The organism is Streptomyces soli (assembly GCF_003999195.1).
Classification (GTDB): domain Bacteria; phylum Actinomycetota; class Actinomycetes; order Streptomycetales; family Streptomycetaceae; genus Actinacidiphila; species Actinacidiphila soli.
The window spans coordinates 66,014-89,513 of sequence record NZ_RJVR01000309.1; the positions used below are offsets into that span (position 1 = coordinate 66,014).

Sequence of the window (23,500 nt, forward strand, 5' to 3'; positions counted from 1 at the left end):
CTCGGGGGGGACCGGCCTTCTTGGCTTCGTCAGGCGACCGCAAGGACAATCGAGGACAAACAACCGATGGTCACGTTTAAACCTCGATGCTGCCATTCAACGTAACGTATCTGCGTTCCGTGGTCGCGGCCGCGCCACCAATCGGGGTTCTGAAACAACTGACCGGCAGGGCAGGAAGGCATGGCCAGGACGCAGAGCCGCTTTCCAGCGTCCAAGAGGACGAGGATCGGCCAACTGCCGCACATGACGCGCGCCATTCAACGGAACGGTCCTTAGGCGATCCAACTTTCGATCGCTCGGTGTGCTAGAAGACTACGTCTGATACGAACGGCAAAATATGCCCCTTTTATTAACTCATTCCGATAATCTTCGGAAGTGGTCCAAGTTTCTCTTGCCCGTACAAGCTAGGTGCGGCGTCCCCGGTCGCCGCTCTGAGGGTGCACCCCCGGCGGCGTCACCAGCCACTGCCCCTTGCGCATCACGCCCACAAGGTCGTACGCCTCGTCCAGGACCACCAGGTCGGCGTCCTTGCCGGGCTCCAGGGAGCCGATGCGGTCGTAAGCGCCCAGCAGGCGGGCGGGGTTGGCGGAGAGGGCGCGTACGACATCGCCGACCGGCAGGCGGTCGATGGTGACGGCACGCTTGAAGGCGGTGTCGAGGGTGAGGGTCGAGCCCGCGATGGCGCCGCCTTCGACCAGTCGGGCGACGCCGTCCGTGACGTCGACCTCCATCGGGCCGAGGAGGTAGCGGCCGTCGCCGAAGCCTGCGGCGTCCATGGCGTCGGTGATCAGGGCGACGCGGTCGGCGCCGGCCCCGCGGAAGGCCAACTCCAGGATGGCGGGGTGGAGATGGACGCCGTCGTTGACCAGCTCGACGGTGACCCGCTCGTCCTCCAGCAGCGCGGCGATCGGGCCCGGCTCGCGGTGCAGCAGGCTCGGCATGGCGTTGAAGAGGTGGGTCGCCACGGTGGCGCCCGCGTCGATGGCCTTGAGCGTCGCCTCATACGCCGCGTCGGTGTGACCGACGGCCGCGATGACGCCGTGCTCGGCCAGCAGCCGTACGGACTCGAGCCCACCCGGGAGTTCGGGGGCCAGCGTCACCATGCGGGCCGCGCCGCGCGAGGCGTCGAGCAGCTTGCGCACGTCGGCCGGGTGCGGGTCGCGCAGCAGCGAGGGCTTGTGGGCGCCGCAGCGGTGCGGGGAGATGAACGGGCCCTCGAAGTGGATACCGGCCAGCTCGCCCTGCTCGACCAGCTCCGACAGCAGGGCCGCCTGCCGGGCGAGGTCGTCCAGGTCACCGGTGACGGTGGAGGCGAGCATGGTGGTCGTGCCGTGCGTGCGGTGCGTGTCGACGACCGTCAGGATCTCCTCCGTACGGTCGGAGGAGAAGGACGCGCCACCGCCGCCGTGGACGTGAATGTCGACAAAGCCGGGGACAATCCAGTGCCCGGACAGATCGACGGTCCCGAGGGTGGAGGCCTGCCCGGACTCACGGTTCGGGACGATCGTGCCGCCCTCGACCGTGACCCGGCCGTCCTCGACGATGCCGTCCGGCAGAACAACCCTGGCGCCGGCCAGCACGCTTGCTTCCGCCATCAGGCGGTCACCTCCACGTCAGCAGAAAGAAGATCCCAGGCGAGCAGCCCTGCGCCCAGGCAACCGGCGGCATCCCCAAGGGTCGCCGGAACAATCAGGGGGAGCCTCTGGAAGGTCACCCGGCTCGCCACCGCTTCGCGCAGCGGCGTGAAGAGCGTGTCCCCGGCCTCCGCCAGCCCGCCGCCGATGATCAGCACGTCGGGATCCATGAGAGTGAGCCCGGTCAGCAGCCCGTCCGCGAGCGCGGCGAGCATGTCCTCCCAGACCGCGACGGCGCGCGGGTCGCCCGCCTCGACAGCCTTCGCGCAGCCGGCAGCGTCGCCGCCCCAGGCTCGGCCTACCGCTGCGGCGGAGGCGAGCACCTCGACGCAGCCGCGCTGGCCGCAGCCGCAGTCCGGGCCCTTGCGGCGGACCACGATATGGCCGAGTTCGGTCGCCTCGACCCGGCCGCCGATGCCGATGGCGCCCGCGATGCCGGTGCCCAGGGCGACGAACAGGAAGCGGTCGGCGTCCTTGCCCGCGCCCACCCGGCCCTCCGCCAGGCCACCGGTCCGTACGTCGTGGCCCAGGGCGACAGGTGCGCCCTCCAGCCGCTCCGACAGCAGCGCCCGCAGCGGTACGTCCCGCCAGCCGATGTTCGCGGAGTAGACCGCGACGCCCTCTGCCTCGCGCACGACACCGGGCACCGCGACCCCGGCCGCCGCCGGCGGCTCGCCGTACGCCTTGAGCCCGTACGCGCGTAGCTCCTCGGCGAAGCCGAGCACGGCCGCGATCACCGCCTCGGGGCCGCGCTCACGGTCCGTCGGGCGGCGCGCCTCGTGCAGAAGCGTGCCGTCCGCCCCTACCAGCGCGGCCTTCATCCCGGTGCCGCCCACATCGAGGGCGATGACATGTCTCACGGGAACAGTCTGGGGCCTTACCCCGCGAAAGGTCTAGTCCACTTGGTCCCACGGTTCCCCGCCTTGACCCGAATGGCTAGGGTGACCGGGTGACCGACCCGACCGAGCCCGAACCGACGCTGAGCGACCAGGACCTCGCCGTCCTCGACATCGCCCGCCGCCAGTGGGCCGGCCCCGGCGCCCGCGAACGCGCCATACGCGAACGCCTCGGCATCTCCCCCACCCGCTACTTCCAGCTCCTCAACGCCCTCCTCGACGACCCCCGCGCCCTCGCCCACGACCCCATCACCATCAACCGCCTCCGCCGCACCCGCGACGCCCGCCGCGACCACCGCTAACCCCTCCGGGGCCGCTCCTGACACCCCACGGGGCTGTCGCCCGCAGGCCGCGCCAACGCACCCCGACCACCCACCCGGCAAGGGCGCGCCCCGCGCCCAAGCTTCCGTGCGCCCGGCGTGCCCCCTGCAAGGGCCGGTAGGGTCGAGGCCATGGGAAGCAACCCCGGTAAGCCGCGCGACCTCCCCACGCCCACCACTGCAGAGGGAAAGGAAGGGCTCGCCGCCCTGCTCGCGGAGCCCGGGCGGGCCGTGATCGCCCTGGACTTCGACGGCACGCTCGCGCCGATCGTCCCCGACCCCGACAGCGCCCGAGCCCACCCCGGCGCGGTGCCCGCGCTGGCCCGGCTCGGACCCCGCGTGGGGTCGATCGCGGTGGTCACCGGCCGCCCGGCGGGCGTCGCCGTCCGGTACGGCGGCTTCGCCGGGGTGCCGGGCCTGGAGCGGCTCGTGGTCCTCGGGCATTACGGCGCCGAGCGCTGGGACGCCGCCAGCGGCGAGGTGCACGCCCCGGCACCACACCCCGGCGTCGACGCCGTACGGGCCGAACTCCCCGGCTTCCTCGACCGGATCGGGGCCTGGGGCGGCACGTGGATCGAGGACAAGGGGCGGGCGGTGGCCGTCCACACCCGCCGTACGGAGGACCCGCAGGCCGCCTTCGAGGCGCTGCGCGAGCCGGTGGCCGAACTGGCCGCTCAGCACGGCCTGATCGTCGAGCCGGGGCGGGCCGTCCTGGAACTGCGCCCTCCCGGCATGGACAAGGGCGTCGCCCTCAACGACTACCTCCGCGAGGTGCACGCCGGGCCCGTCCTCTACGCCGGCGACGACCTCGGCGACCTGGCCGCCTTCGGCGCCGTCGAGAAGCGCCGGGCCGCCGGCCTGCCAGGGCTGCTGGTCTGCAGCGGCAACGAGGAGGTCGCCGAGCTGGCCGCCCGCGCCGACCTGGTCGTCGACGGCCCGGCGGGGGTCGTGGCCCTGCTCGACGCGCTGGCGAACGCTCTGGAGGACGCGGCGGTGAAGGCCTGGCCGGACGCACCCGGGTAGGCCCGACCGGGGCAAGAGCGGCCAGTGGGAGACTGTCCCCATGACGGAGACCACGATCGGCATCGGCGGCGCGGCCGAGAGCACCGACATGGTGCTGAACATCGGCCCGCAGCATCCCTCCACGCACGGCGTGCTGCGCCTTCGCCTGCGACTGGACGGCGAGCGGATCAGCCATGCCGAGCCGATCATCGGCTATATGCACCGGGGCGCCGAGAAGCTGTTCGAGGCCCGCGACTACCGGCAGATCATCATGCTGGCCAACCGCCACGACTGGCTGTCCGCGTTCTCCAACGAGCTCGGCGTGGTCCTCGCCGTCGAGCGGATGCTGGGTATGGAGGTCCCCGAGCGCGCCGTGTGGACCCGCACCCTCCTCGCCGAGCTGAACCGGGTGCTGAACCACCTGATGTTCCTCGGCTCGTACCCCCTCGAACTCGGCGCGATCACCCCGGTGTTCTACGCCTTCGACGAGCGCGAGAACCTCCAGCACGTCATGGAGGAGGTCTCCGGCGGCCGGATGCACTACATGTTCAACCGCGTCGGCGGCCTCAAGGAGGACGTGCCGAACGGCTGGTACGGCCGCGCCCGGCAGGCGGTCGCCGGCGTCAGGGCCCGGATGCGGACCTTCGACGACCTCGTCCTGGGCAACGAGATCTTCCGGGGCCGCACGCGCGGCGTGGGCGTCCTCTCGCAGGAGGCCGTGCACGCGTACGGGGTGAGCGGGCCGGTCGCCCGCGCGTCCGGGGTGGACTTCGACCTGCGGCGCGACGAACCGTATCTGGCGTACGGGGACCTCCAGGACACGCTGAAGGTGGTGACCCGGGGCGAGGGCGACTGCCTGGCGCGTTTCGAGGTGCTGCTGGAGCAGACATACAACGCGCTGGCCCTGGCGGACGCCTGCCTGGACCGGCTGGCGGAACTGCCGCCGGGCCCGATCAACCAGCGGCTGCCGAAGGTGCTGAAGGCCCCGGAGGGGCACACGTACGCGTGGACCGAGAATCCGCTCGGCCTGAACGGCTACTACCTGGTGTCTAAGGGCGAGAAGACGCCGTACCGGCTGAAGCTGCGCTCGGCCTCGTACAACAACATCCAGGCGCTGACTGTGCTGCTGCCGGGGACGTTGGTCGCCGACATGGTGGCGATTCTGGGCTCGATGTTCTTCGTCGTGGGCGACGTCGACAAGTAAGAGGCCGCGCGAAGGCCCGATAGTCAGGCAATTGCCTTACGAAGTCACGAGGACTTGACGCGCAGCTCCCGCACATCCAGGTGCTCGGTCTCGTCGTGCACCGTGAGGTCGATGACCTCGAGCTGCCGGGCCTCATGCTCGGCCACCGCCTCGTCCCCGACGACATCCGCCAGGTCCTCCTTGGCCGGCGCCGGGTCCTGCGCCGACTTCAGGGCGGGCGCGGGCGCCGGGCCGAGCGCCTTCGGCGTCTGCGTACCGAAGAAGTCGAAGCCGCCCTGCGTGCGGCTGGCGGTGCGCTGCGGCTTCGCGTACGGCAGTACGGCGGCCGCGACCGCCGGCACCAGCTGGTGCCGGCGCACCGGGAGGGCCGGGGGCTGGGCGGCGCTGCCGTGCTCCTCGGAACCGGCGGAGTCCGCGGAAGCGGCCGCGTGCCGGCCCTGCGGCTCCTGCTCCTCGCGCGAGTGCTCGGCGTCGCGGCGGCGAGCCTCCTCGACGGTGCGTAGAGCCTGCTGGCGGGCGGCGTTGCGGCCGAGGTTGCGCAGGGCCTCGTCGGCCCGGGCGTACGCGGCCGAGTCGGCCGGAGCGCCGGCCACCGGGACGGCGGCGGGCGCGGCGGCGGTCTCTATGGCGAGCTGGCGCCGCCTCTCCAGGGCGCTGGCACGCTCGGACTCGGCGGTGGCGTAGCGCCGCAGCAGGTCGGCGTGCTCGCTGCGGAGCCGGGCGAGTTCGGCACGCTTGACGCGCAGCTTGTTCTCCAGACGGCCACGCAGCTCGCGGGAGTCGTCGAGGTCGACCTCCAGCTCGGCGATCCGCTCGTCCGTACGCCACTCGTCGCGCACCCGGGCCGCTTCGAGGTCGGCGACACGCTTTCCGGCCGCGCGGTCCCAGCTGCGCAGCATCACCCCGCCCACGATCGCGGCGGCGGCAGCGGCGGCCGCGATGGCGCGAAGTATCACCGGATCAGCCACGGCCCACGCGCCGGCGGCGAACAGAGCGGCAGACCCTGCGACCGTCAGTGGCGGCAGGAGCCGGTGCAGGGGCTGGGAATGGCGGTGTCGTCCACGTGGCATGGCCTGAAACTTAGCGTGCCAAAGAGGCCTGTGGGGGCCCGCCATCCGATTTCTCACTCAACATACAACGACTAATACGGAGGGCATCCGTACGGATACGAAGCGTTGCCGCCGCCTCGAACGAACGCCCTCCATCAGGCATTCTTTGATCTTGCTACGAAGCGTCAGCCACTCAGCAGCCCCTACGACTGACGGTATTTCCGCGCCACATCCTCGGGCTTCATACGCTCCGAGTCGACCTGCTTGTTGAGGGATGTGAGATCGGCGGTGGTGAGCACCTTGGTGAGCTTTGCGAGGTATCCGCGATGTCACTCGAACCGGCGTTGGCATTGACGACCGGCAGCACCTTGTCGGCGTTCCGCAGTTTCTTGTCGTCCTCGAGCAGCACCAGTCCGAACTGGTCGAGCGTGGCGTCCGTCGTCGTGGTCAGCACCATCTGGTCGGTGCCGACTCGGCCACGGACGCGTGAAGAATCGCGTGTGACGTGGAACTTCGGCTTCAGTATCCGAATACTGGAACCCGCAGGCCCGAAATCCCCTCGTAGAGGGCGCACCATATTCGTATCGATTGGTAGTGCAAGTGTCCGCTGATCGCGCTGACTCCGTCGCCGTACAGTCACGGGAGACGGGCCGGCCGCCGCGCCGACTGATCCGCCCCTCCGCCGTACCGAAGGTCATCGGCACCGCATGCGCCCTGGTGGGCCTGATCGATGTCGCGGCAGGTGTCTTCCCCCGTTTCCGGCACAGCCGTATGCACGTCATGGCGGGCGTCTTCCCGGGCGCCGTCACCTCGTTGGCGGCGGCCACGTCCGTCGTCACCGGCATCCTGATGCTGCTGCTGGCGCACGCCCTCAAGCGCGGCAAGCGGCGCGCCTGGCGGGCGACTGTCGTACTGCTTCCGGTCAGCGCGGGCGCGGCGATGGTGCACCGGCACTCCTTTGGTGGGGCTGCCATCGCCCTGGGTCTGCTGGGGCTGCTGGTCGTCTATCGCGAGCAGTTCACCGCCAAGGCCGATCCCCGGACCCGGTGGCGGGGCCTCGCCGCCTTCCTCGGGCTCAGCGCGCTCAGCCTCGCGCTGGGCCTGGTCATCGTCAGCGCCCACCCCGAGTCCGTCATGGGCGACCCCGACTGGGGCGCGCGGCTCCAGGAGGTGCTGTACGGCGTCTTCGGCTTCCAGGGCCCCGTCTCGTACGCCACCGACCAGGCAACGGACGTCGTCGGCTACACCCTGGCCGGCCTCGGCTTCCTGACCGCGTTCACCACCGCCTACCTGGCATTGCGGCCCGCCAAGCCCATTGCCGAGCTCACCCCGGACGACGAGGCCCGGCTGCGCGCCCTCCTCGCCGCGCACGGCGCCCGCGACTCCCTCGGGCACTTCGCACTGCGCCGCGACAAGAGCGTCGTCTTCTCCCCGAGCGGCAAAGCGGCCGTCTGCTACCGCGTCGTCAGCGGCGTCATGCTCGCCAGCGGCGACCCCATCGGCGACGTCGAGGCCTGGCCCGGCGCCATCGAACGCTTCATGGCCGAGGCACGCGCCCACGCCTGGATCCCCGCCGTCATGGGCTGCAGCGAGACCGGCGGCGAGGTCTGGACCCGCGAGACCGGCCTCGACGCGCTCGAGCTCGGCGACGAGGCGATCGTGGAAACCGCCGCCTTCACCCTCTCCGGCCGCGCCATGCGCAACGTACGGCAGATGGTCAAACGCATCGAGCGCGCCGGCTACGAGTGCCGCGTGCGGCGCGTCGCCGAGCTCGGCGACGACGAGCGCGCCCTCATCCGCCGCGCCTCCGACGCCTGGCGCGGCACCGAGACCGAGCGCGGCTTCTCCATGGCCCTCGGCCGCTTCGGCGACCGCGCCGACGACGACTGCGTCGTGGCCACCGCCCACGACGCGGACGGCGCGCTACGCGCCATCCAGCACTACGTGCCCTGGGGCACGGACGGCATGTCCCTCGAACTGATGCGCCGCGACCGCGCCGCCGACCCCGGGCTCAACGAACTCCTCATCGTCGCCGCGCTCCAGTCCGGCCCCGAGATGGGCATCGAGCGCGTCTCCCTCAACTTCGCCATGTTCCGCGCGGCCCTCGCCCGCGGCGAGCGCATCGGCGCCGGGCCGGTGCTGCGCGGCTGGCGCGGCGTCCTTGTCTTCCTGTCCCGCTGGTTCCAGATCGAGTCCCTCTACAAGTTCAACGCCAAATTCCAACCCCAATGGGTGCCCCGCTTCGTCGTCTTCCGCGCCACCGGCGAACTCCCCCGCATCGGCTTCGCCGCCATGCAAGCCGAAGGCTTCGTCACCCTCTCCCTCCCCCTCTGGCCCCGCCACCGCAGCTGAGCACGAACGGGGGACGCCGCCCCCGGGCTGGGGTGGTCGGTCCGGTGCGGGCCGATGGCCAGGAGGCTTTCCCCCACCCCGCCCCTTCCCGAAACCACGGGCTCTCCCCCACCCCTGGACCCCGCTGGGGGCGCCGCCCCCAGACCCCCGGTCCTCAAACGCCGGACGGGCTGGGTTGCCCGATGCCCCGCCGCAGGCGCGGCGGGGCATCGGGCAACCCCTACGCTGGACGCATGGGTACGTTGCGAGGTCGGGTGGACGGGCTGCCGGAGTGGGACCGGTGCGCGGTGATGGGCGTGGTGAATGTGACGCCGGACTCGTTCTCGGACGGCGGGCGGTGGTTCGACACCGGCGCAGCCGTGAAGCGCGGCCTGGACCTGGTGGCCGCGGGCGCGGACCTCGTGGACGTGGGCGGCGAGTCGACCCGCCCCGGGGCGCAGCGCGTCGATGAGGCGGAAGAGCTGCGCCGGGTGATTCCGGTCGTACGGGAGCTGGCCGCGGCCGGCGCCGTGGTGAGCGTGGACACGATGCGGGCGCGGGTCGCCGAACAGGCGGTGAGCGCGGGCGCGGTGCTGGTGAACGACGTGAGCGGCGGCGGGGCGGACCCGGCGATGATCGCGGTCGTGGCTGCCGCGGGGGCGCCGTTCGTCGTGATGCACTGGCGCGGCCAGAGCATCGACATGAACAACCGGGCCGTCTACACGGACGTGGTCCCCGAAGTGGTCACCGAGCTGCGCCAGAGCCTCGACCGCGCGGTCGCCGGCGGCATCGACCCGGCCCGGATCGTCCTGGACCCGGGACTGGGCTTCGCCAAGAACGCCGAGCACGACCTCACCCTGATCGCCCACCTCGCGGAGCTCCGCGCGCTGGGCCGCCCGGTACTCGTCGCGGCCTCCCGGAAGCGTTTCCTGGGCCGCGTGCTGGCCGGCGAGGGCGGCGATCCCCCACCCGCAAGGGAGCGGGACGCGGCGACGGCGGCCGTGACGGCGATCGCGGCCCGCGAGGGCGCCTGGGCGGTACGCGTGCACGAGGTGCATGACAGTGCGGACGCGGTCCGGGTGGCCCGCGCGATCGAGGGAGCCGTATGACGCCACGCACCGCGGAGGCAGCGCAGGTCGAGGAGGCCAATCAGGCGTTCTACGACGCCGTGGAGCGCTCCGACCTGGACGGGCTGGAGGAGCTGGTGCTGACCGGCCCGCTCGCGGAAACCGTGTCCGTGGTGCACCCCGGGTGGCCGGTGCTGCGCGGACGCCGCGAGGTGATGCGTTCGTACGCCCTGATCATGGCGAACACCGAGTACATCCAGTTCTTCCTCACCGACGTGGAAGTGGCGGTCGACGGCGACACCGCCCTGGTGACCTGCACCGAGAACATCCTCACCGGCGGTCCCGCCGACGAGGACGGCGAGAGCGGGATGGGGTCGCTCGTGGGCGGTCTCGTCGTGGCCACGAATGTGTTTCGTCGCACACCTGCCGGCTGGCGGCTGTGGGTCCACCACGGCTCCCCGGTGATGGCCGACGGGGTCGACGAGGACGAGGACGAACTCGGAGAAGGGTCAGCCTGAAGGGCTGTTGGCCACTCGTTCGAGCCAAGTTGCGGGCAAGCCAGGAGTACCTTCGGGCACCCCGGGGTAAGGGCGGGGCGGCTGCCTCCGGCCACTTCGACGGCTAGTGCTGTCGGCGGTCGCAGGTAGATTCGAGTAAGGGCGGTGCGGCCACGTGGGTGGTCGGTGCCCTTTTGTCCGACGACCTGACGACTGCTGGAGTGATTTCGTGGATCGTGTCGCGCTGCGCGGCCTGAAGGCGCGCGGACACCACGGCGTGTTCCCCAAGGAGCGCGAGGAGGGCCAGACCTTCGTCGTGGACCTCGTGCTCGGCCTGGACACCGCTCCCGCCGCCGCCTCCGACGACCTCACCAAGACGGTGCATTATGGCGTCGTGGCCGAGGAGGTCGTCGACGTCGTGCGCGGCGAGCCGGTCGACCTCATCGAGACCCTCGCCCAGCGCATCGCCGACCAGGTCCTCAAGCACGACCTGGTCGAGGAGGTCGAGGTGACCGTGCACAAGCCGGACGCCCCGATCACCGTTCCTTTCGACGACGTGACCATCAGCATCACCCGGAGGCGCCCGTGAGCTACGACCCCACCGTGCAGCCGGTACCGGCCTTCGTCGTCGCACAGGTCGACGCCGCCGACACCACCCTGCAGAATCCCAAAGTCGCCGTGCTCTCGCTCGGCTCCAACCTCGGCAACCGAGCGGAGACCCTCCAGGGCGCCATCGACGCCCTCGAGGACACCCCGGGCGTCCGGGTCAAGAAGATCTCCCCGGTCTACGAGACCGAGCCGTGGGGCGTCGAGCCCGGCAGCCAGCCGAACTACTTCAATGTGGTGGTCGTGGTGAAGACCACCCTGCCGCCGTCCTCGCTCCTGGAGCGCGGCCGCGCCATCGAGGACGCGTACGCCCGCAGGCGTACCGAGCGCTGGGCCGCCCGCACGATCGACGTCGACATCGTCGCGTACCAGGACGTCGTCTCGGACGACCCGGAGCTCATCCTCCCGCACCCCAGGGCCCACCAGCGCGCCTTCGTGCTCGCGCCGTGGCATGACATCGATCCGGGCGCCGAACTGCCGGGTGTGGGGGCGGTCGGGCAGCTGCTCGCCACCGTCGGCCGCGACTCGGTTCAAGCGCGTGCGGACGTGGAACTCCGACTGCCTGAATAATCGTTACGACGATCGTTACGGACCACGGGACAATCGTGGTCGGACCACGGCGGAGGGCGAGTACTCGGTGAAGCAGCTGCGCATCAGGACACTGGTCGGGCTGTTCGCCGTGGCCGGGGTGCTCTCGTGGGCCGGAGCCAAGCTCTGGAACTCCTTCGGCACCCTGCCCAGCGTTCCGGTGGCCGCGCCCATCGTGCTGGGGCTGATCGCCGCCGTACTGGCCGCCACCGCCCTGTCCATCCGCTCCCGGCTGCGTGCCCAGCGCGAGCGGCGGCCCGGCGCCAAGGGCGTCGACCCGCTGCTCGCCGCCCGGGCGGTGGTCTTCGGCCAGGCCAGCGCGCTGGTCGCCTCGCTCGTCGCCGGGATGTACGGCGGCACGGCCGTCTTCCTGCTCATGTACGAGCTGGACAACCCGCCCCGCCGCGACCAGGCGATCTACTCCGGCGCCGCCGTCCTGGCGGGGATCGCCGTGGTCGCCGCAGCGATCCTGCTGGAGCGCATCTGCAAGCTCCCGGAGGACGAGGACGAGAACCGCAGCACGGCGGGCACGACCCCGTAAATCAGCCGTAGATCAGCGGGCCATGATCAGGCTCATGGCCTCGGCCCGCGTCGCCGGGTCGCGCAGCTGACCGCGCACCGCCGAGGTGATGGTCTTGGCGCCCGGCTTGCGCACCCCGCGCATGGTCATGCACATGTGCTCGCACTCGACGACGACGATCACCCCGCGCGGCTCCAGAATCCGCATCAGCGAGTCGGCGATCTGCGTGGTCAGCCGCTCCTGGACCTGCGGGCGGCGGGCGTACACGTCCACGAGGCGGGCGAGCTTCGACAGACCGGTGATCTTGCCCTCGGTCGACGGGATGTACCCGACGTGCGCGGATCCCACGAACGGCACCAGGTGATGCTCGCAGGAGCTCATCACCTCGATGTCCTTGACCAGCACCATCTCGTCATGACCCAGGTCGAAGGTCGTCGTCAGGACGTCCTCCGGTTCCTGCCACAGCCCGGCGAATATCTCCCTGTACGCCCGTGCCACGCGCGCCGGGGTGTCCCGGAGCCCCTCGCGGTCGGGGTCCTCGCCAACGGCGATGAGAAGCTCGCGCACGGCGTTCTCGGCCCGCTTCTCGTCGAAGTCTCCGACGCGGCCGAAGCCGTCCACCGTCGTGATCGGGTCGGTCATGGTGCCCTCGTTCCTCGTCCGTACGGCAACAGCGGAAAGCCGCGCCCCCAAGGCTACAAAACCTTGGGGGCGCGGCTTGCATTCCGCTATGACCTAGTGGTCGTCCTCAGGCAGCTCCGCCGTGTCGACGGGCGGCTTGCTCAGCGACGTGGCCCCGTTCGCGGACTGGGCGCCGTTGGTGAGGGTGAGCTCCTTGGGGGAGAGCACCGGAGGGCGGGTGGAAGGCGTACGGCGCGAGGAACCGGTCCAGGCCGGACGCGGCGGGCGCTTGACGATCGGCTTGAAGATCTCGGCGATCTGCTCCTTGTTCAGGGTCTCCTTCTCGAGGAGGGCCATGACAAGGCTGTCGAGGACGTCGCGGTTCTCGACCAGGATCTCCCACGCCTCGTTGTGCGCGGTCTCGATGAGCTTCTTGACCTCTTCGTCCACCAGCCCGGCGACCTCTTCCGAGTAGTCGCGCTGGTGAGCCATCTCACGTCCGAGGAACGGCTCGGAGTCGCTCGTCCCGAACTTGATCGCGCCTAGCCGCTCGGTCATGCCGTACTGGGTGACCATGGCACGGGCGGTGGCGGTCGCCTTCTCGATGTCGTTCGCAGCGCCCGTGGTCGGGTCGTGGAAGACCAGTTCCTCGGCCGCGCGCCCGCCCAGCATGTACGCGAGCTGGTCGAGCATCTCGTTGCGGGTGGTCGAGTACTTGTCCTCGTCCGGCAGAACCATGGTGTAGCCCAGAGCCCGTCCACGGGACAGGATCGTGACCTTGTGCACCGGGTCGCTGTTCGGAGAAGCCGCCGCGACCAGGGCGTGTCCGCCCTCGTGGTACGCGGTGATCTTCTTCTCCTTCTCGGACATGATCCGAGTCCGCTTCTGCGGGCCGGCCACGACACGGTCGATCGCCTCGTCCAGCGTGTGGTTGTCGAGCAGCTTCTTGTCGCTGCGGGCGGTGAGCAGCGCGGCCTCGTTGAGCACGTTGGCCAAGTCGGCACCGGTGAAGCCGGGGGTGCGGCGGGCGACGGCACGGAGGTCGACGTCCGGAGCGACCGGCTTGCCCTTCTGGTGGACCTGGAGGATCTCCAGGCGGCCCTGGAGGTCCGGGCGGTCCACGGCGATCTGGCGGTCGAAGCGGCCCGGGCGCAGCAGCGCCGGGTCCAGGATGTCCGGCCGGTTGGTGGCGGCGATCAGGATGACGCCGCCCTTCACGTCGAAGCCGTCCATCTCGACGAGCAGCTGGTTCAGCGTCTGCTCGCGCTCGTCGTGGCCACCGCCGAGACCCGCACCGCGGTGCCGGCCGACGGCGTCGATCTCGTCGACGAAGACGATGGCCGGGGCGTTGGCCTTGGCCTGCTCGAACAGGTCACGGACACGCGAGGCGCCGACACCCACGAACATCTCGACGAAGTCGGAGCCGGAGATCGAGTAGAACGGCACGCCCGCCTCACCCGCGACAGCGCGGGCGAGCAGCGTCTTGCCCGTTCCGGGCGGGCCGTAGAGCAGCACACCCTTGGGGATCTTGGCGCCGACGGCCTGGAACTTGGCGGGCTCCTGGAGGAACTCCTTGATCTCCTGGAGCTCCTCGACGGCCTCGTCCGAGCCCGCGACATCCGCGAAGGTGGTCTTCGGGGTGTCCTTGGTGATCAGCTTGGCCTTGGACTTCCCGAAGTTCATGACCCGGGAGCCGCCGCCCTGCATCTGATTCATCAGGAACAGGAAGACGACCACGATGAGCACGAAGGGCAGCAGCGAGAGCAGGATGCTGACGAACGCATTCTGCGACTGCGGCGACACGGTGTACCCGTTGGGCAGCGTGTTCGCGTTCTGGTCATCGACCTTGGACTGCAGAATCTTGGCCACATCGACACCCTGGGTGCCGATGTAGCTCGCCTTGATCTTGGTGCCGAGGTCCTTGCCTCCGACCTTGGCACCGGGCTTGAGCTCGACCTTGATCGTAGTCTCGTCGCCGGTCGTCAGTTCGGCCGACTTCGCCTGGTTGCTGTTGATCGCCTCAATGGCCTGGCCGGTGTCAACCGTCTTGTAGCCGCCGGACGACCCGACGACCTGCATCAATACGACCACGGCGAGGACAGCCAGCACGATCCACATCACTGGCCCACGGAAATAGCGCTTGACGTCCATCCATGCGGGGCGGCTTAAGCCCCGTCCCTCCTGCCACAGTGAGGCACCCCGGCCGGCTGGCCGCTGTGCATCCGGTGTTTGACCCGACCTTCGGACGGTACCCCAGCATTGTCACCCGAAGTCGCCGGAGACCGTTAACAAACCTTGGTTCCGAGACTCCAACGCGGGAAAACGGGGAGAGGTTCCCCAGGGCCCCTCGGCCGGTCCCCAGCCGGTCCTCAGCCGCCGTAAACGTGCGGCGCGAGGGTCCCGACGAAGGGAAGATTGCGGTACTTCTCGGCGAAGTCCAGGCCGTAGCCGACCACGAACTCGTTGGGGATGTCGAAGCCGGTGTACTTCACATCGATCTTGACCTTGGCCGCCTCCGGCTTGCGCAGCAGGGTGCAGACCTCCAGCGAGGCGGGGCGGCGCGAGCCGAGGTTGCTGATCAGCCAGGACAGCGTCAGACCCGAGTCGATGATGTCCTCGACGATGAGGACGTCGCGGCCCGCGATGTCGGTGTCCAGGTCCTTGAGGATCCGTACGACGCCGGAGGACTTGGTGCCGGCCCCGTACGAGGACACCGCCATCCAGTCCATCGTGACGTTGCTGGAAAGGGCCCGCGCCAGGTCCGCCATGACCATCACCGCGCCCTTGAGCACGCCGACGATCAGCAGGTCCCGGCCCTCGTAGTCCTTGTCGATCTGGGCTGCGAGTTCGGCCAGCTTGGCGTCGATCTCGGGTTTGGTGATGAGCACCTTCTCGAGGTCGGCGCCCATGTCCTTCTCGTTCACCTGTGGTACTTCCTCAAGGTCTACGACGGCGAGAAGAACAGTCTGCCATTGCGGCGACCGGCGACGATGCCGCCGGGGAGGTTGAGGGGCTTCTGGCCTCGCCAGTCGGTGACCAGGCGGTCGGTCTCCTCGATGTGGCGGGCGAAGAGCGAGCCGGCCGGAGAACCGGCGGCGATGGCCGCCCGGCGCAGGACACGGCGGCGTACGGCGGGCGGCAGATCGAGCAGCCGGACGGCCGCGAGACCGCCGTCACTGTCTGATGCGTCACGCTCGGCGGAGGCGGCCCACTGGTCCAGGGCGTCGGCGTCGTCACGGGAGAGCTGGGCGGTACGGGCCAGGGCCTCGATCACACCTTTGCCGAGGGACTTCTCCAGCACCGGCAGGGCCTCGTGGCGGACCCGGGAGCGGGTGTAGGCCGGGTCGTGGTTGTGCGGGTCCTCCCACACGTCGATGCCCTGGACGAGGCAGGCCTTACGGACCGTGTCGCGGTCGAGGAGGAGGAACGGGCGGCGGTAGCGGCCGTTCACGGCGGGCATCCCGGACAGCGAGCGCGTACCGGAACCCCTGGCCAGACCCAGCAGGACGGTTTCCGCTTGGTCGTCCCGGGTGTGCCCGAGCAGCACAGCGGCCGCCCCGCGGTCCCGGGCGGCCCCGTCCAGCGCGGCGTACCGCGCGTCCCTGGCGGCCGCCTCGGGTCCTCCCTGGCGGCCGACGGTGACACCGATGGCGTCCACGGGGTCGAGGCCGAGGTCGCGCAGGCGCGCGGCGACGTCCCGCGCCCGGGTGTCGGAACCGGGCTGAAGGCCGTGGTCGACGGTGACGGCTCCGGCACGGATGCCGAGCTTGGGGGATTCGAAGGCGAGGGCGGTGGCGAGGGCCATCGAGTCGGCTCCGCCGCTGCAGGCGGCGAGCACGACCGGACTGCCGCCCGGGTTGTCGTTCAGCACGTCGTGGAGTACGCGGCGGACCGCCAGGCGTATCGCTGCGACCGCGGGGTGGGGACCCATGTCCGGTTCCCTCCTAGGGAGGCTGTGGGGCTGATGACGCAGGGTAGCTAGATGGTGACAGAAGTCGGGCAATACCCGAGCATCGCACGCCATGGCCTGCGGTCACGGTCCCTCGGACGGGTGAACCGGGGGGCGTCGCCTGCCCCCTTCGTCACGTTTCGCTACGCCGGTGCACCCGCGCCACCCACTCCGCGGGTTTGGCGATCTCCGCTTTGGTCGGGAGTGTGTTCGGCGACGTCCAGATCCGGTTGAAGCCGTCCATGCCCACCTGCTCCACCACGGCCCGTACGAACCGCTCCCCGTCCCGGTACTGGCGCAGCTTCGCGTCCAGCCCGAGCAGCTTGCGCAGCGCCAGGTCCAGCCGGCCGGCCCCGCTCTGCCTGCGCTGCTGGAACTTCTCCCTGATCTCGGCGACCGACGGGACGACCTCGGGGCCGACGCCGTCCATCACGTAGTCGGCGTGGCCTTCGAGCAGGGACATCACGGCGGTGAGCCGGCCCAGAATCTCTCGCTGGTTCGGGGTCTGGACGAGGTTGATGAGGCTGCGGTCGCCGGCCTCGTCGGCATCGACGGCCGCCTCGTCGTTGTCCGCGCGGCCGCCGGTGGCGAAGGACTGGAAGGCCTCGCGGACCCGCTCGATGAGGGCGGAGGGGTCGATCTCGGTCTCGGCCAGGAAGTCCTGAATCTCCGACTCGATGTGGTCGCGCAGCCAGGGCACGGCCGTGAACTGCGTCCGGTGCGTCTCCTCATGGAGGCACACCCAGAGGCGGAAGTCGTGCGGGTTGACCTCGAGTTCGCGTTCCACGTGGACGATGTTCGGCGCCACGAGCAGCAGGCGGCCGGCCTTCCGCTCCCCCGGGGTGGGGGCGGCCGGGCCAGCGGGCATGTCGCGGGTCGCGGGGGCGAAGGTCTCGTACTGGCCGAGCACGCGGGAGGACAGGAAGCTCAGCAGCATCCCGACCTCCACGCCGGTCACCTTGCCGCCGACCGTGCCCAGCACCGCTCCGCCGGGGCCGCCCGGGCGGCGGGCCTCCATCTTGCCGAGCAGGGGCTTGAGGACTTCCCGGAAGCCGGCCACGTTCGCCTTGATCCAGCCGGGGCGGTCCACGATCAGGACGGGCGTGCCGTTCTGATCGGGCCCGTCCCCCTCGTCGAACATACGCGTGAACGAACGGACGTGCGCCTCCGAGGACTTGGCATGTCGCCGCAGCTCCGCGACGACTTCCCTGGCCTCGTCCCTGGACACCTCTGGTCCGGGCCGCACGAATCGGGTCGCGGTCGCCACCGCGAGGTTCCAGTCGACCATCTCCGCACCACCGATGCTCATTCCTTCACCGTACGTGCTGCGTCCCCCGCACGGGAGTTCCCCCACCCCGCCCCTTCCCGAAACCGGGGTCCCCCCGGCCGAAGGCTGGTGGGGGTCCCCCCAGACGGAGTCTGGGGGAGAGTGTCCCCAGTCCTCAAACGTCGGACGGGCTGAATTTGACCCCTCAGCGGCAGCCACAGTTCGCGACGGCCGCGGCGAGGCGGTCCAGGGAGGAGACGGCGGCGGTCGGGTCGGTGGTGCCGGAGGTGAGGAAGGCGAAGGTCAGGAGGCGGCCGTCGGCGTCGACGACGGTGCCGGCGAGGGCGTTGACGCCGGTGAGGGTGCCGGTCTTGGCGCGGACGAAGCCGGCGCCGACGCGGCGGACGCCGGCGGAGAAACGGTTGCGCAGGGAGCCGGAGAAGGCGGCGACCGGGAGGCCGGTGAGGACGGGGCGGAGCTCGGGGTGGTGGGAGGAGCCGGCGAGGACGAGGAGGCCGGCGAGTTGCTGGGCGGAGAGGGCGTCGCGGTGGTTGAGGCCGCTGCCGTCGGTGAACCGGGCGCCGGTGAGGTCGACGCCGAGGTGCTTGAGGGTGGCAGCGATGGCCTGGGCCCCGCCGGAGAAGGAGGCGGGTCGGCCGGAGGCGATGGCGGCCTGGCGTGCGAGGGCCTCGGCGATGTCGTTGTCGCTGTTGGTGAGCATGCGCTCGACCAGGTCGGACAGCGGTACGGACTGCACCTCCGCCAGCTCGCCGCCGGAGGCCTTCGCGGCGGACGGGGTGCCGGTGACCTTGATTCCCCGGCCCTCCAGCAGGGCCGCGAAGGAGTTCGCCGCCGACTGCGCGGGGTCCCAGGAGCGGGCCGCCGGGCCCTGGTACGTGGAGCCGTCGGCACGGCCCTCGTCGGCCATCAGGGCGGTGACGGGGGCGAGGTTGTCGTTGTGGCCGATCGGATGGACGGAGGGGCCGCTGTAGAGCGAGGTGTCGTACGAGAGCCGGACCGTCGTCTCGCCCTTCGTGAGCAGCGCGCGGGCCGTGTCGTCGGCCAGCGTCCGCAGGGACGCCGCGTCGTAGCCGCCACCGGCCTGGGCGCGGGCGGTGAGCGTGGGGTCGCCGCCGCCGACGAGGGTGATGCGGCCGCCGTCGCGGGCGGCGACGACGCTGGTGGTGAAGGTGTGGTCGGGGCCGAGCAGCGACAGGGCGGCGACAGCGGTCGCGATCTTCGTGGTGGAGGCGGGGGTCCCGGCCCTGGCGGCGTCGTAGCCGTAGACCGTACGCCCCGTGGTGGCGTCGATGACCGCGGCCGTACGGACCGGGCCGAGCCCGTCCGCGTCGAGCAGCGGGGCGAGGGTGTCGGCCAGGCCCGCCCGGGTGGGGAGGGGGACGCCGGAGGAGCCGGACGCGGCGGTGAGGACGTCGGAGGCCAGGGGCGCCGTGGCGGCCTCCGGCACCTTGGAGGCACTGCGCTGCGAGGCCTGCGACGACGCGTCCCGGGAGGCGGCAATCGCCCGTTCGGCCGTACGCTGACCTGACTCCCACGGGCCCGACGCGGCCACCGCCACGAGCGCCACTGCGAGGCCGACCCCGGCGGACACCGCCGTCACCTGCCAATTCCTGGTGAGCGGCACCCCGGACCAGCCCCTTTCGCGATCACACAGTTGCGTGGGAGACACTTAATCACCAGAAGTATGTGCTGATCATGGAGGAGTGGAGTCTTGGAGTTCGACGTCACGATCGAGATCCCGAAGGGTTCCCGGAACAAGTACGAGGTGGACCACGAGACCGGTCGTATCCGCCTGGACCGCCGGCTCTTCACTTCGACCAGCTACCCGGCCGACTACGGCTTCGTGGAGAACACCCTCGGCGAGGACGGCGACCCGCTCGACGCCCTGGTCATCCTGGACGAGCCGACCTTCCCCGGCTGCCTCATCAAGTGCCGCGCCATCGGTATGTTCCGGATGACGGACGAGGCCGGCGGCGACGACAAGCTGCTGTGCGTCCCGGCGTCCGACCCGCGCGTGGAGCACCTGCGTGATATTCACCACGTGAGCGAGTTCGACCGGCTGGAGATCCAGCACTTCTTCGAGGTCTACAAGGACCTGGAGCCCGGCAAGTCCGTCGAGGGCGCCAACTGGGTCGGCCGGATCGAGGCGGAGGCCGAGATCGACGCCTCCTACAAGCGCCTCAAGGAGTCCGGCCAGGCGCACTGACACCTGGTCCGCGCGTTCTGCGGGCGGCGCCCCGCGCGGGGTGCCGCCCGCACACGTGTCAGAAGCCGCGCGTGCGCTTTGCCGCGCGGCGTCGCGCCGGGTCGGACGTGGCCGGCACCGGACCCGGCACCTTGAGGAACATCCGGGCGATCTCGCCACCTAGGTTGACCCCGATCGCCACCGCGAGCGCCAGCGCCGCCGCCTTCGTGAGCGAGGCCGCGCCCTGGCTCAGGTGGCCCTGCGTGAGGCCGAGGAGGCCGAAGTACGTCGCCGAGCCGGGCAGCAGCGGGCCGATGGCGGCGGTGACGTACGGCAGCGCGGAGGCGTGCCGGTGCCGCGAGAGCAACTGCCCGAACAGGCCGACCAGGCCCGCCGCGACGGCGGTCGCGGCGACCGGGGACATGCCGACGTCCTGGTGCAGCACGCCGTAGACGGTCCAGGCCACGCCGCCGTTGAGGGTGGCGAGCGGTAGCACCTCGCGCTCGCACTGCAGCAGCACCGCGAAGGCAAGACTGAGCGCCATGGCCGCGACCAGCTGCACAGGGGCGTTCTCGTACGTACTCAGCGACTGCTGCGGGTCGAGTACGGCGCCGAGGCTGACGCCCGCGTACAGGACGAGGGTGACGCCGACGACGATGCCGGTGAAGAGGTACATGACCTCCAACAGCCGGGCCGAGGCGGTGATGTAGAAGCCGGTCAGCCCGTCCTGGACGGCGGCGACCAGCGCTCGGCCCGGGATGAGGGCGAAGAGGCCACCGGTGATCACCGCGGAGGCCTGGATGGTGGACGTGCCGGGGAGGTAGTGGCCGAAGCGGTCCACCAGGACCCCGAAGACGGCCGCCGGCATCGCGGCGGCGGTGAACTGGTAGAACTCCGGCAGCCCGCGTCCCGCGCACAGCCAGGCCAGCCGGTCGCCGAGCATCGCGCCGATCGCCGCGATCAGGAAGACCAGCGGGCCGCCACCGCCCACCAGCATGCTCGCCGCGCCGGCCAGCAGCCCGGCGGACGCGGTCAGCAGCCAGCCCGGGTACGGGTGGCGGTTGCGGCGGATCTCGGCAAGGCGGCGGTAGGCGTCCTCAAGGGTCAGCTCGGAGGTGGTGATGTCGTCCACGAGCCGGAAGACGGCGGCGAGGCGGGTGTAGTCGGTGCCCCGGCGGCGTACGGTCCGGTTCGCGGTGACCGGCGGGTCGATGAGGGATGGCTGGTACGAGATCCCCAGCAGCGTGAAGGTCACCGTCGGCTCGACCCGGGCCAGCCCGTAGGCGTGCGCCACGCCCAGCATCGCGGCCTCCACGTCCTCCGCGCCCTCGCCGCCCGCCAGCAGCAGCTCCCCGATCCTCAGGGTCAGGTCCAGCACGCGCGGCACCGGCGGCCCCGCCTCGGAGCGCTCGGCGGCCTGCTCCGGCGCGGGCCGGTCGGTGACCGACATCCGCAGCATCGCCCGCATTCGGTCCGGCCAGGGCGTCTCCTTGGACAGGCTGACGACCGGTATGCCGGTGGGCGGGGTGAAGGCGGGGAACCACGCCTGCGCCTGGGCGCCGGGAGGCGTGTTGGGAGACGTGCCCGTCGTGCTGGGCGGCGCGAAGGCGGAGCCCTCCGGCTCGGGCTCAGCCGGCAGGTCCACACCCAGCGGTGGCGTGAACTCGGAGCGGACCTCGTCCGAATCCGGCTTGCCCTCGTCCACCACGTCTGTGCCCTTCGCTGCGCTTTGCCGTACTGCGCTCACCTTGCCGGATCGCGGTGCGGCATGCGCGACGGGGGGTGCGGAGTTCGGGACCTCAGCGGCGGTTCGCCCGGTGGCGGCCACCTCCGCGCTGGACGGGGCCCTGGGCGGGACCGTGGTTGTCGGGGCCTGCCGCGGGCGCCTTCTTGGCCTTGCCGCGGGCCCGCAGGTACTCGATGACGATCGGCACGACCGAGACGGCGACCACGCCGATGAGGATCAACTCGATGTGCTTGTTGACGAAGGCGAACTTGCCGAGCCAGAAGCCGAGGAGGGTGACGCCGCCGCCCCATAGCGTGCCGCCGATGACGTTGTAGGTGACAAAGGTGCGGTAGTTCATGCGGCTGACGCCGGCGATGATCGGCGTGAAGGTCCGGATGACGGGGACGAAGCGCGCAAGGACGATCGACTTACCGCCGTACCTCTCGAAGAACTCGTGCGCCTTCTCGATGTTCTCCTGCTTGAAGAGCTTGGAGTCCGGCCGCCGGAAGAGCGAGGGCCCGACCTTCCGGCCGAAGAGGTAGCCGACCTGGTCACCGGCGATCGCCGCGACGATCACCATCAGGGCCACCGCCCAGATCGGCCAGTTCAGCTTGCCACCGGCAACGAGGAGGCCGCCGGTGAAGAGGAGGGAGTCACCCGGGAGGAAGAAGCCGATGAGCAGACCTGACTCGGCGAAGACGACCACCAGAAGGCCGATGAGGCCGGCCGACGAGATGAGGTAGTCGGGGTCGAGCCATTGCGGGCCCAGGGCGAGGTTCGTCACTCGCACAAAGTATCAACGGTGTCTTGACCAAACCGTTCCCAGTCCGGGAACCGTGCACTACCTTCGGCGCAAGCGATTCCCCCTGCACCACCGCAAGTCACCTGTAACAGCTGATTCCGGCGGACCCCATGACTCGCGCCATCGCACTGCACGACGTGTCCAAGGTCTACGGCCGCAACGTCCGCGCCGTGGACCGCTTCTCACTGGCCATCGACCCCGGTGAGTTCCTGGTGCTGCTCGGCCCGTCCGGCTGCGGCAAGTCGACCGTCCTGCGCATGATCGCCGGGCTGGAGGAGATCACCAGCGGCGAACTTCTGCTCGACGGCGAGTACGCCAACGACCTGGCACCCGGCGACCGCCGCATGGCGATGGTCTTCCAGAACTTCGCCCTCTACCCGAGCATGACCAGCCGCCAGAACATCGGCTTTCCGCTCCGCTTCGAGATGCCGGGCGAGGATTCCGGGCCCAGGGTCGACGAGACGGCCCGCACTCTCGGCATCGAGGACATCCTCGACCGCTATCCGGCGCAGCTGTCGGGCGGTGAGCGGCAGCGGGTCGCAATGGGGCGGGCGATATCCCGGCACCCGTCCGTCTTCCTGATGGACGAGCCGCTGTCGAACCTCGACGCGAAGCTGCGCTCGCATCTGCGGGCCGAGATCTCCCGCCTGACCCGGGGGATGGGCGTGACTACGGTCTACGTGACCCACGACCAGGCCGAGGCGATGTCGCTGGGCGACCGCGTGGCGATCATGCGCAGCGGCGTGCTCCAGCAGGTCGGCAGCCCCCGGGAGGCGTATCACCTCCCCGAGAACGTCTTCGTGGCCGCCTTCATCGGCACGCCCCGCATCAACCTCCTCCAGGCCACCGTGCTGGCCCCGCTCGGCGGCGGGATCTGGATCGACTTCGGGCGGCAGCGGCTCGGGCTGCAGGAGCCGCTGAGCCAGGACCACCAGCTGCTGCGGATCCAGCAGGGCCGGCAGATCATCGTCGGCCTGCGCTCGGAGGCCGTACGGATCGCACAGCCGAGCTCCGCGCACGCGGGTGAGGTGGTGCTGAGCGGCATCGTCGAACATGTGGAGTACCAGGGCCACGAGTCGCTGGTGCACCTCAACACCGGCTCGCGGCCGGCCGTCGTACCCGAGCTGGAGGCACCCAGGCCGGCGCCCTCGCGTGCGGCGCGCACGGCGGCCAGGCGAGCGGGCGCCGGCGGCTTCGGGCGGCTGGTGCAGCGCG

22 protein-coding genes and 1 pseudogene are annotated in these 23,500 nt (G+C 70.7%); 11 read left to right on the forward strand and 12 right to left on the reverse strand.

Annotated elements, in window-relative coordinates:
* Positions 1-404: 404 nt before the first annotated feature.
* Both nagA and EFK10_RS35290 read right to left on the reverse strand, forming a co-directional pair.
* Positions 405-1,595 carry an N-acetylglucosamine-6-phosphate deacetylase gene (nagA, locus tag EFK10_RS35285; RefSeq protein WP_127359716.1) on the reverse strand — a complete coding sequence of 397 codons (1,191 nt, stop codon included), beginning with the start codon at positions 1,593-1,595 and terminating at the stop codon, positions 405-407.
* Positions 1,595-2,494: an ROK family protein gene (locus EFK10_RS35290; RefSeq protein ID WP_127359717.1), complete on the reverse strand. Its 900-nt coding sequence runs from the start codon at positions 2,492-2,494 to the stop codon at positions 1,595-1,597. The genes nagA and EFK10_RS35290 overlap by 1 nt, the downstream gene beginning before the upstream one ends.
* Before the next feature lie 89 nt (positions 2,495-2,583).
* Here EFK10_RS35290 and EFK10_RS35295 point away from each other — a divergent pair, with 89 nt between their 5' ends.
* The 3 genes from EFK10_RS35295 (at position 2,584) to EFK10_RS35305 (ending at position 5,056) form a co-directional block, all read left to right on the forward strand.
* Positions 2,584-2,832 carry a DUF3263 domain-containing protein gene (locus EFK10_RS35295; protein WP_127359718.1) on the forward strand — a complete coding sequence of 83 codons (249 nt, stop codon included), beginning with the start codon at positions 2,584-2,586 and terminating at the stop codon, positions 2,830-2,832.
* A 150-nt stretch (positions 2,833-2,982) separates the two neighbouring features.
* A complete protein-coding gene (gene otsB / locus EFK10_RS35300; RefSeq protein ID WP_127359719.1) occupies positions 2,983-3,873 on the forward strand; it encodes a trehalose-phosphatase in 891 nt (296 codons plus the stop codon).
* A gap of 40 nt (positions 3,874-3,913) precedes the next feature.
* Positions 3,914-5,056, forward strand: coding sequence for an NADH-quinone oxidoreductase subunit D (locus tag EFK10_RS35305; RefSeq protein WP_127359720.1), 1,143 nt, complete (start codon positions 3,914-3,916; stop codon positions 5,054-5,056).
* Positions 5,057-5,100: 44 nt separating this feature from the next.
* On the opposite strand, the gene EFK10_RS35310 is transcribed toward EFK10_RS35305, so the two are convergent.
* Positions 5,101-6,126, reverse strand: coding sequence for a hypothetical protein (locus tag EFK10_RS35310; RefSeq protein ID WP_127359721.1), 1,026 nt, complete (start codon positions 6,124-6,126; stop codon positions 5,101-5,103).
* Positions 6,127-6,308: 182 nt separating this feature from the next.
* Positions 6,309-6,574, reverse strand: a pseudogene (locus tag EFK10_RS35315) (glycine betaine ABC transporter substrate-binding protein); the annotation flags it as partial.
* 197 nt (positions 6,575-6,771) lie between these two features.
* Here EFK10_RS35315 and EFK10_RS35320 point away from each other — a divergent pair.
* From EFK10_RS35320 to EFK10_RS35345, 6 genes are all read left to right on the forward strand, one after another.
* Positions 6,772-8,457 carry a phosphatidylglycerol lysyltransferase domain-containing protein gene (locus tag EFK10_RS35320; protein WP_127359741.1) on the forward strand — a complete coding sequence of 562 codons (1,686 nt, stop codon included), beginning with the start codon at positions 6,772-6,774 and terminating at the stop codon, positions 8,455-8,457.
* Between the two features lie 233 nt (positions 8,458-8,690).
* On the forward strand, positions 8,691-9,545 hold the full coding sequence (gene folP, locus EFK10_RS35325; protein ID WP_206305721.1) for a dihydropteroate synthase: 855 nt from the start codon (positions 8,691-8,693) through the stop codon (positions 9,543-9,545).
* Positions 9,542-10,021, forward strand: a complete 480-nt coding sequence (locus tag EFK10_RS35330) for a nuclear transport factor 2 family protein (protein ID WP_127359722.1) — start codon at positions 9,542-9,544, stop codon at positions 10,019-10,021. The genes folP and EFK10_RS35330 overlap by 4 nt, the downstream gene beginning before the upstream one ends.
* A 208-nt stretch (positions 10,022-10,229) precedes the next feature.
* The gene (gene folB, locus EFK10_RS35335) at positions 10,230-10,589 is read left to right on the forward strand and encodes a dihydroneopterin aldolase (protein WP_127359723.1); all 360 of its coding nucleotides are present in this window, start codon (positions 10,230-10,232) and stop codon (positions 10,587-10,589) included.
* Positions 10,586-11,176 (forward strand): 2-amino-4-hydroxy-6-hydroxymethyldihydropteridine diphosphokinase, encoded by a 591-nt coding sequence (gene folK / locus EFK10_RS35340; protein ID WP_127359724.1) that lies wholly within the window; start codon positions 10,586-10,588, stop codon positions 11,174-11,176. Before folB ends, folK begins: the two co-directional genes overlap by 4 nt.
* Positions 11,177-11,243: 67 nt before the next feature.
* Entirely contained in the window at positions 11,244-11,735 is a 492-nt protein-coding gene (locus EFK10_RS35345; protein ID WP_127359725.1) for a DUF3180 domain-containing protein, read from the forward strand.
* A gap of 12 nt (positions 11,736-11,747) precedes the next feature.
* On the opposite strand, the gene folE is transcribed toward EFK10_RS35345, so the two are convergent.
* The 6 genes from folE to dacB all read right to left on the reverse strand — a co-directional run bounded on the left by folE (position 11,748) and on the right by dacB (position 19,172).
* Complete coding sequence (folE, locus tag EFK10_RS35350; protein WP_127359726.1) at positions 11,748-12,356, reverse strand: GTP cyclohydrolase I FolE; 609 nt, start codon at positions 12,354-12,356, stop codon at positions 11,748-11,750.
* Between the two features lie 93 nt (positions 12,357-12,449).
* The gene (ftsH, locus tag EFK10_RS35355) at positions 12,450-14,486 is read right to left on the reverse strand and encodes an ATP-dependent zinc metalloprotease FtsH (RefSeq protein WP_127359727.1); all 2,037 of its coding nucleotides are present in this window, start codon (positions 14,484-14,486) and stop codon (positions 12,450-12,452) included.
* 218 nt (positions 14,487-14,704) lie between these two features.
* Positions 14,705-15,259 carry a hypoxanthine phosphoribosyltransferase gene (hpt, locus tag EFK10_RS35360; protein WP_407647217.1) on the reverse strand — a complete coding sequence of 185 codons (555 nt, stop codon included), beginning with the start codon at positions 15,257-15,259 and terminating at the stop codon, positions 14,705-14,707.
* A gap of 20 nt (positions 15,260-15,279) precedes the next feature.
* Entirely contained in the window at positions 15,280-16,266 is a 987-nt protein-coding gene (tilS, locus tag EFK10_RS35365; protein ID WP_127359728.1) for a tRNA lysidine(34) synthetase TilS, read from the reverse strand.
* Between the two features lie 151 nt (positions 16,267-16,417).
* Positions 16,418-17,593 (reverse strand): zinc-dependent metalloprotease, encoded by a 1,176-nt coding sequence (locus EFK10_RS35370; protein ID WP_127359729.1) that lies wholly within the window; start codon positions 17,591-17,593, stop codon positions 16,418-16,420.
* Between the two features lie 163 nt (positions 17,594-17,756).
* Positions 17,757-19,172 (reverse strand): D-alanyl-D-alanine carboxypeptidase/D-alanyl-D-alanine endopeptidase, encoded by a 1,416-nt coding sequence (dacB, locus tag EFK10_RS35375; RefSeq protein WP_240677665.1) that lies wholly within the window; start codon positions 19,170-19,172, stop codon positions 17,757-17,759.
* A 111-nt stretch (positions 19,173-19,283) separates the two neighbouring features.
* Here dacB and EFK10_RS35380 point away from each other — a divergent pair, with 111 nt between their 5' ends.
* On the forward strand, positions 19,284-19,778 hold the full coding sequence (locus EFK10_RS35380) for an inorganic diphosphatase (RefSeq protein WP_127359730.1): 495 nt from the start codon (positions 19,284-19,286) through the stop codon (positions 19,776-19,778).
* A gap of 58 nt (positions 19,779-19,836) precedes the next feature.
* Here EFK10_RS35380 and EFK10_RS35385 read toward each other — a convergent pair whose 3' ends face one another.
* Both EFK10_RS35385 and EFK10_RS35390 read right to left on the reverse strand, forming a co-directional pair.
* A complete protein-coding gene (locus tag EFK10_RS35385) occupies positions 19,837-21,504 on the reverse strand; it encodes a threonine/serine exporter family protein (protein WP_240677666.1) in 1,668 nt (555 codons plus the stop codon).
* A 52-nt stretch (positions 21,505-21,556) separates the two neighbouring features.
* A complete protein-coding gene (locus tag EFK10_RS35390; RefSeq protein ID WP_127359732.1) occupies positions 21,557-22,267 on the reverse strand; it encodes a DedA family protein in 711 nt (236 codons plus the stop codon).
* Between the two features lie 128 nt (positions 22,268-22,395).
* On the opposite strand from EFK10_RS35390, the gene EFK10_RS35395 reads away from it, so the two are divergent.
* Positions 22,396-23,500 (forward strand): ABC transporter ATP-binding protein (locus EFK10_RS35395; protein ID WP_164836278.1); only part of this gene is annotated, 1,105 nt, incomplete at its 3' end.

Bases quoted from the DNA above. Each gene is read 5' to 3' on its own strand.
- folP (WP_206305721.1), top strand. From the start codon at position 8,691: ATGGGTACGTTGCGAGGTCGGGTGGACGGGCTGCCGGAGTGGGACCGG.
- folE (WP_127359726.1), bottom strand. From the start codon at position 12,356: ATGACCGACCCGATCACGACGGTGGACGGCTTCGGCCGCGTCGGAGAC.
- EFK10_RS35330 (WP_127359722.1), top strand. From the start codon at position 9,542: ATGACGCCACGCACCGCGGAGGCAGCGCAGGTCGAGGAGGCCAATCAG.
- EFK10_RS35310 (WP_127359721.1), bottom strand. From the start codon at position 6,126: ATGCCACGTGGACGACACCGCCATTCCCAGCCCCTGCACCGGCTCCTG.
- otsB (WP_127359719.1), top strand. From the start codon at position 2,983: ATGGGAAGCAACCCCGGTAAGCCGCGCGACCTCCCCACGCCCACCACT.
- ftsH (WP_127359727.1), bottom strand. From the start codon at position 14,486: ATGGACGTCAAGCGCTATTTCCGTGGGCCAGTGATGTGGATCGTGCTG.
- tilS (WP_127359728.1), bottom strand. From the start codon at position 16,266: ATGGGTCCCCACCCCGCGGTCGCAGCGATACGCCTGGCGGTCCGCCGC.
- nagA (WP_127359716.1), bottom strand. From the start codon at position 1,595: ATGGCGGAAGCAAGCGTGCTGGCCGGCGCCAGGGTTGTTCTGCCGGAC.
- EFK10_RS35370 (WP_127359729.1), bottom strand. From the start codon at position 17,593: ATGAGCATCGGTGGTGCGGAGATGGTCGACTGGAACCTCGCGGTGGCG.
- EFK10_RS35305 (WP_127359720.1), top strand. From the start codon at position 3,914: ATGACGGAGACCACGATCGGCATCGGCGGCGCGGCCGAGAGCACCGAC.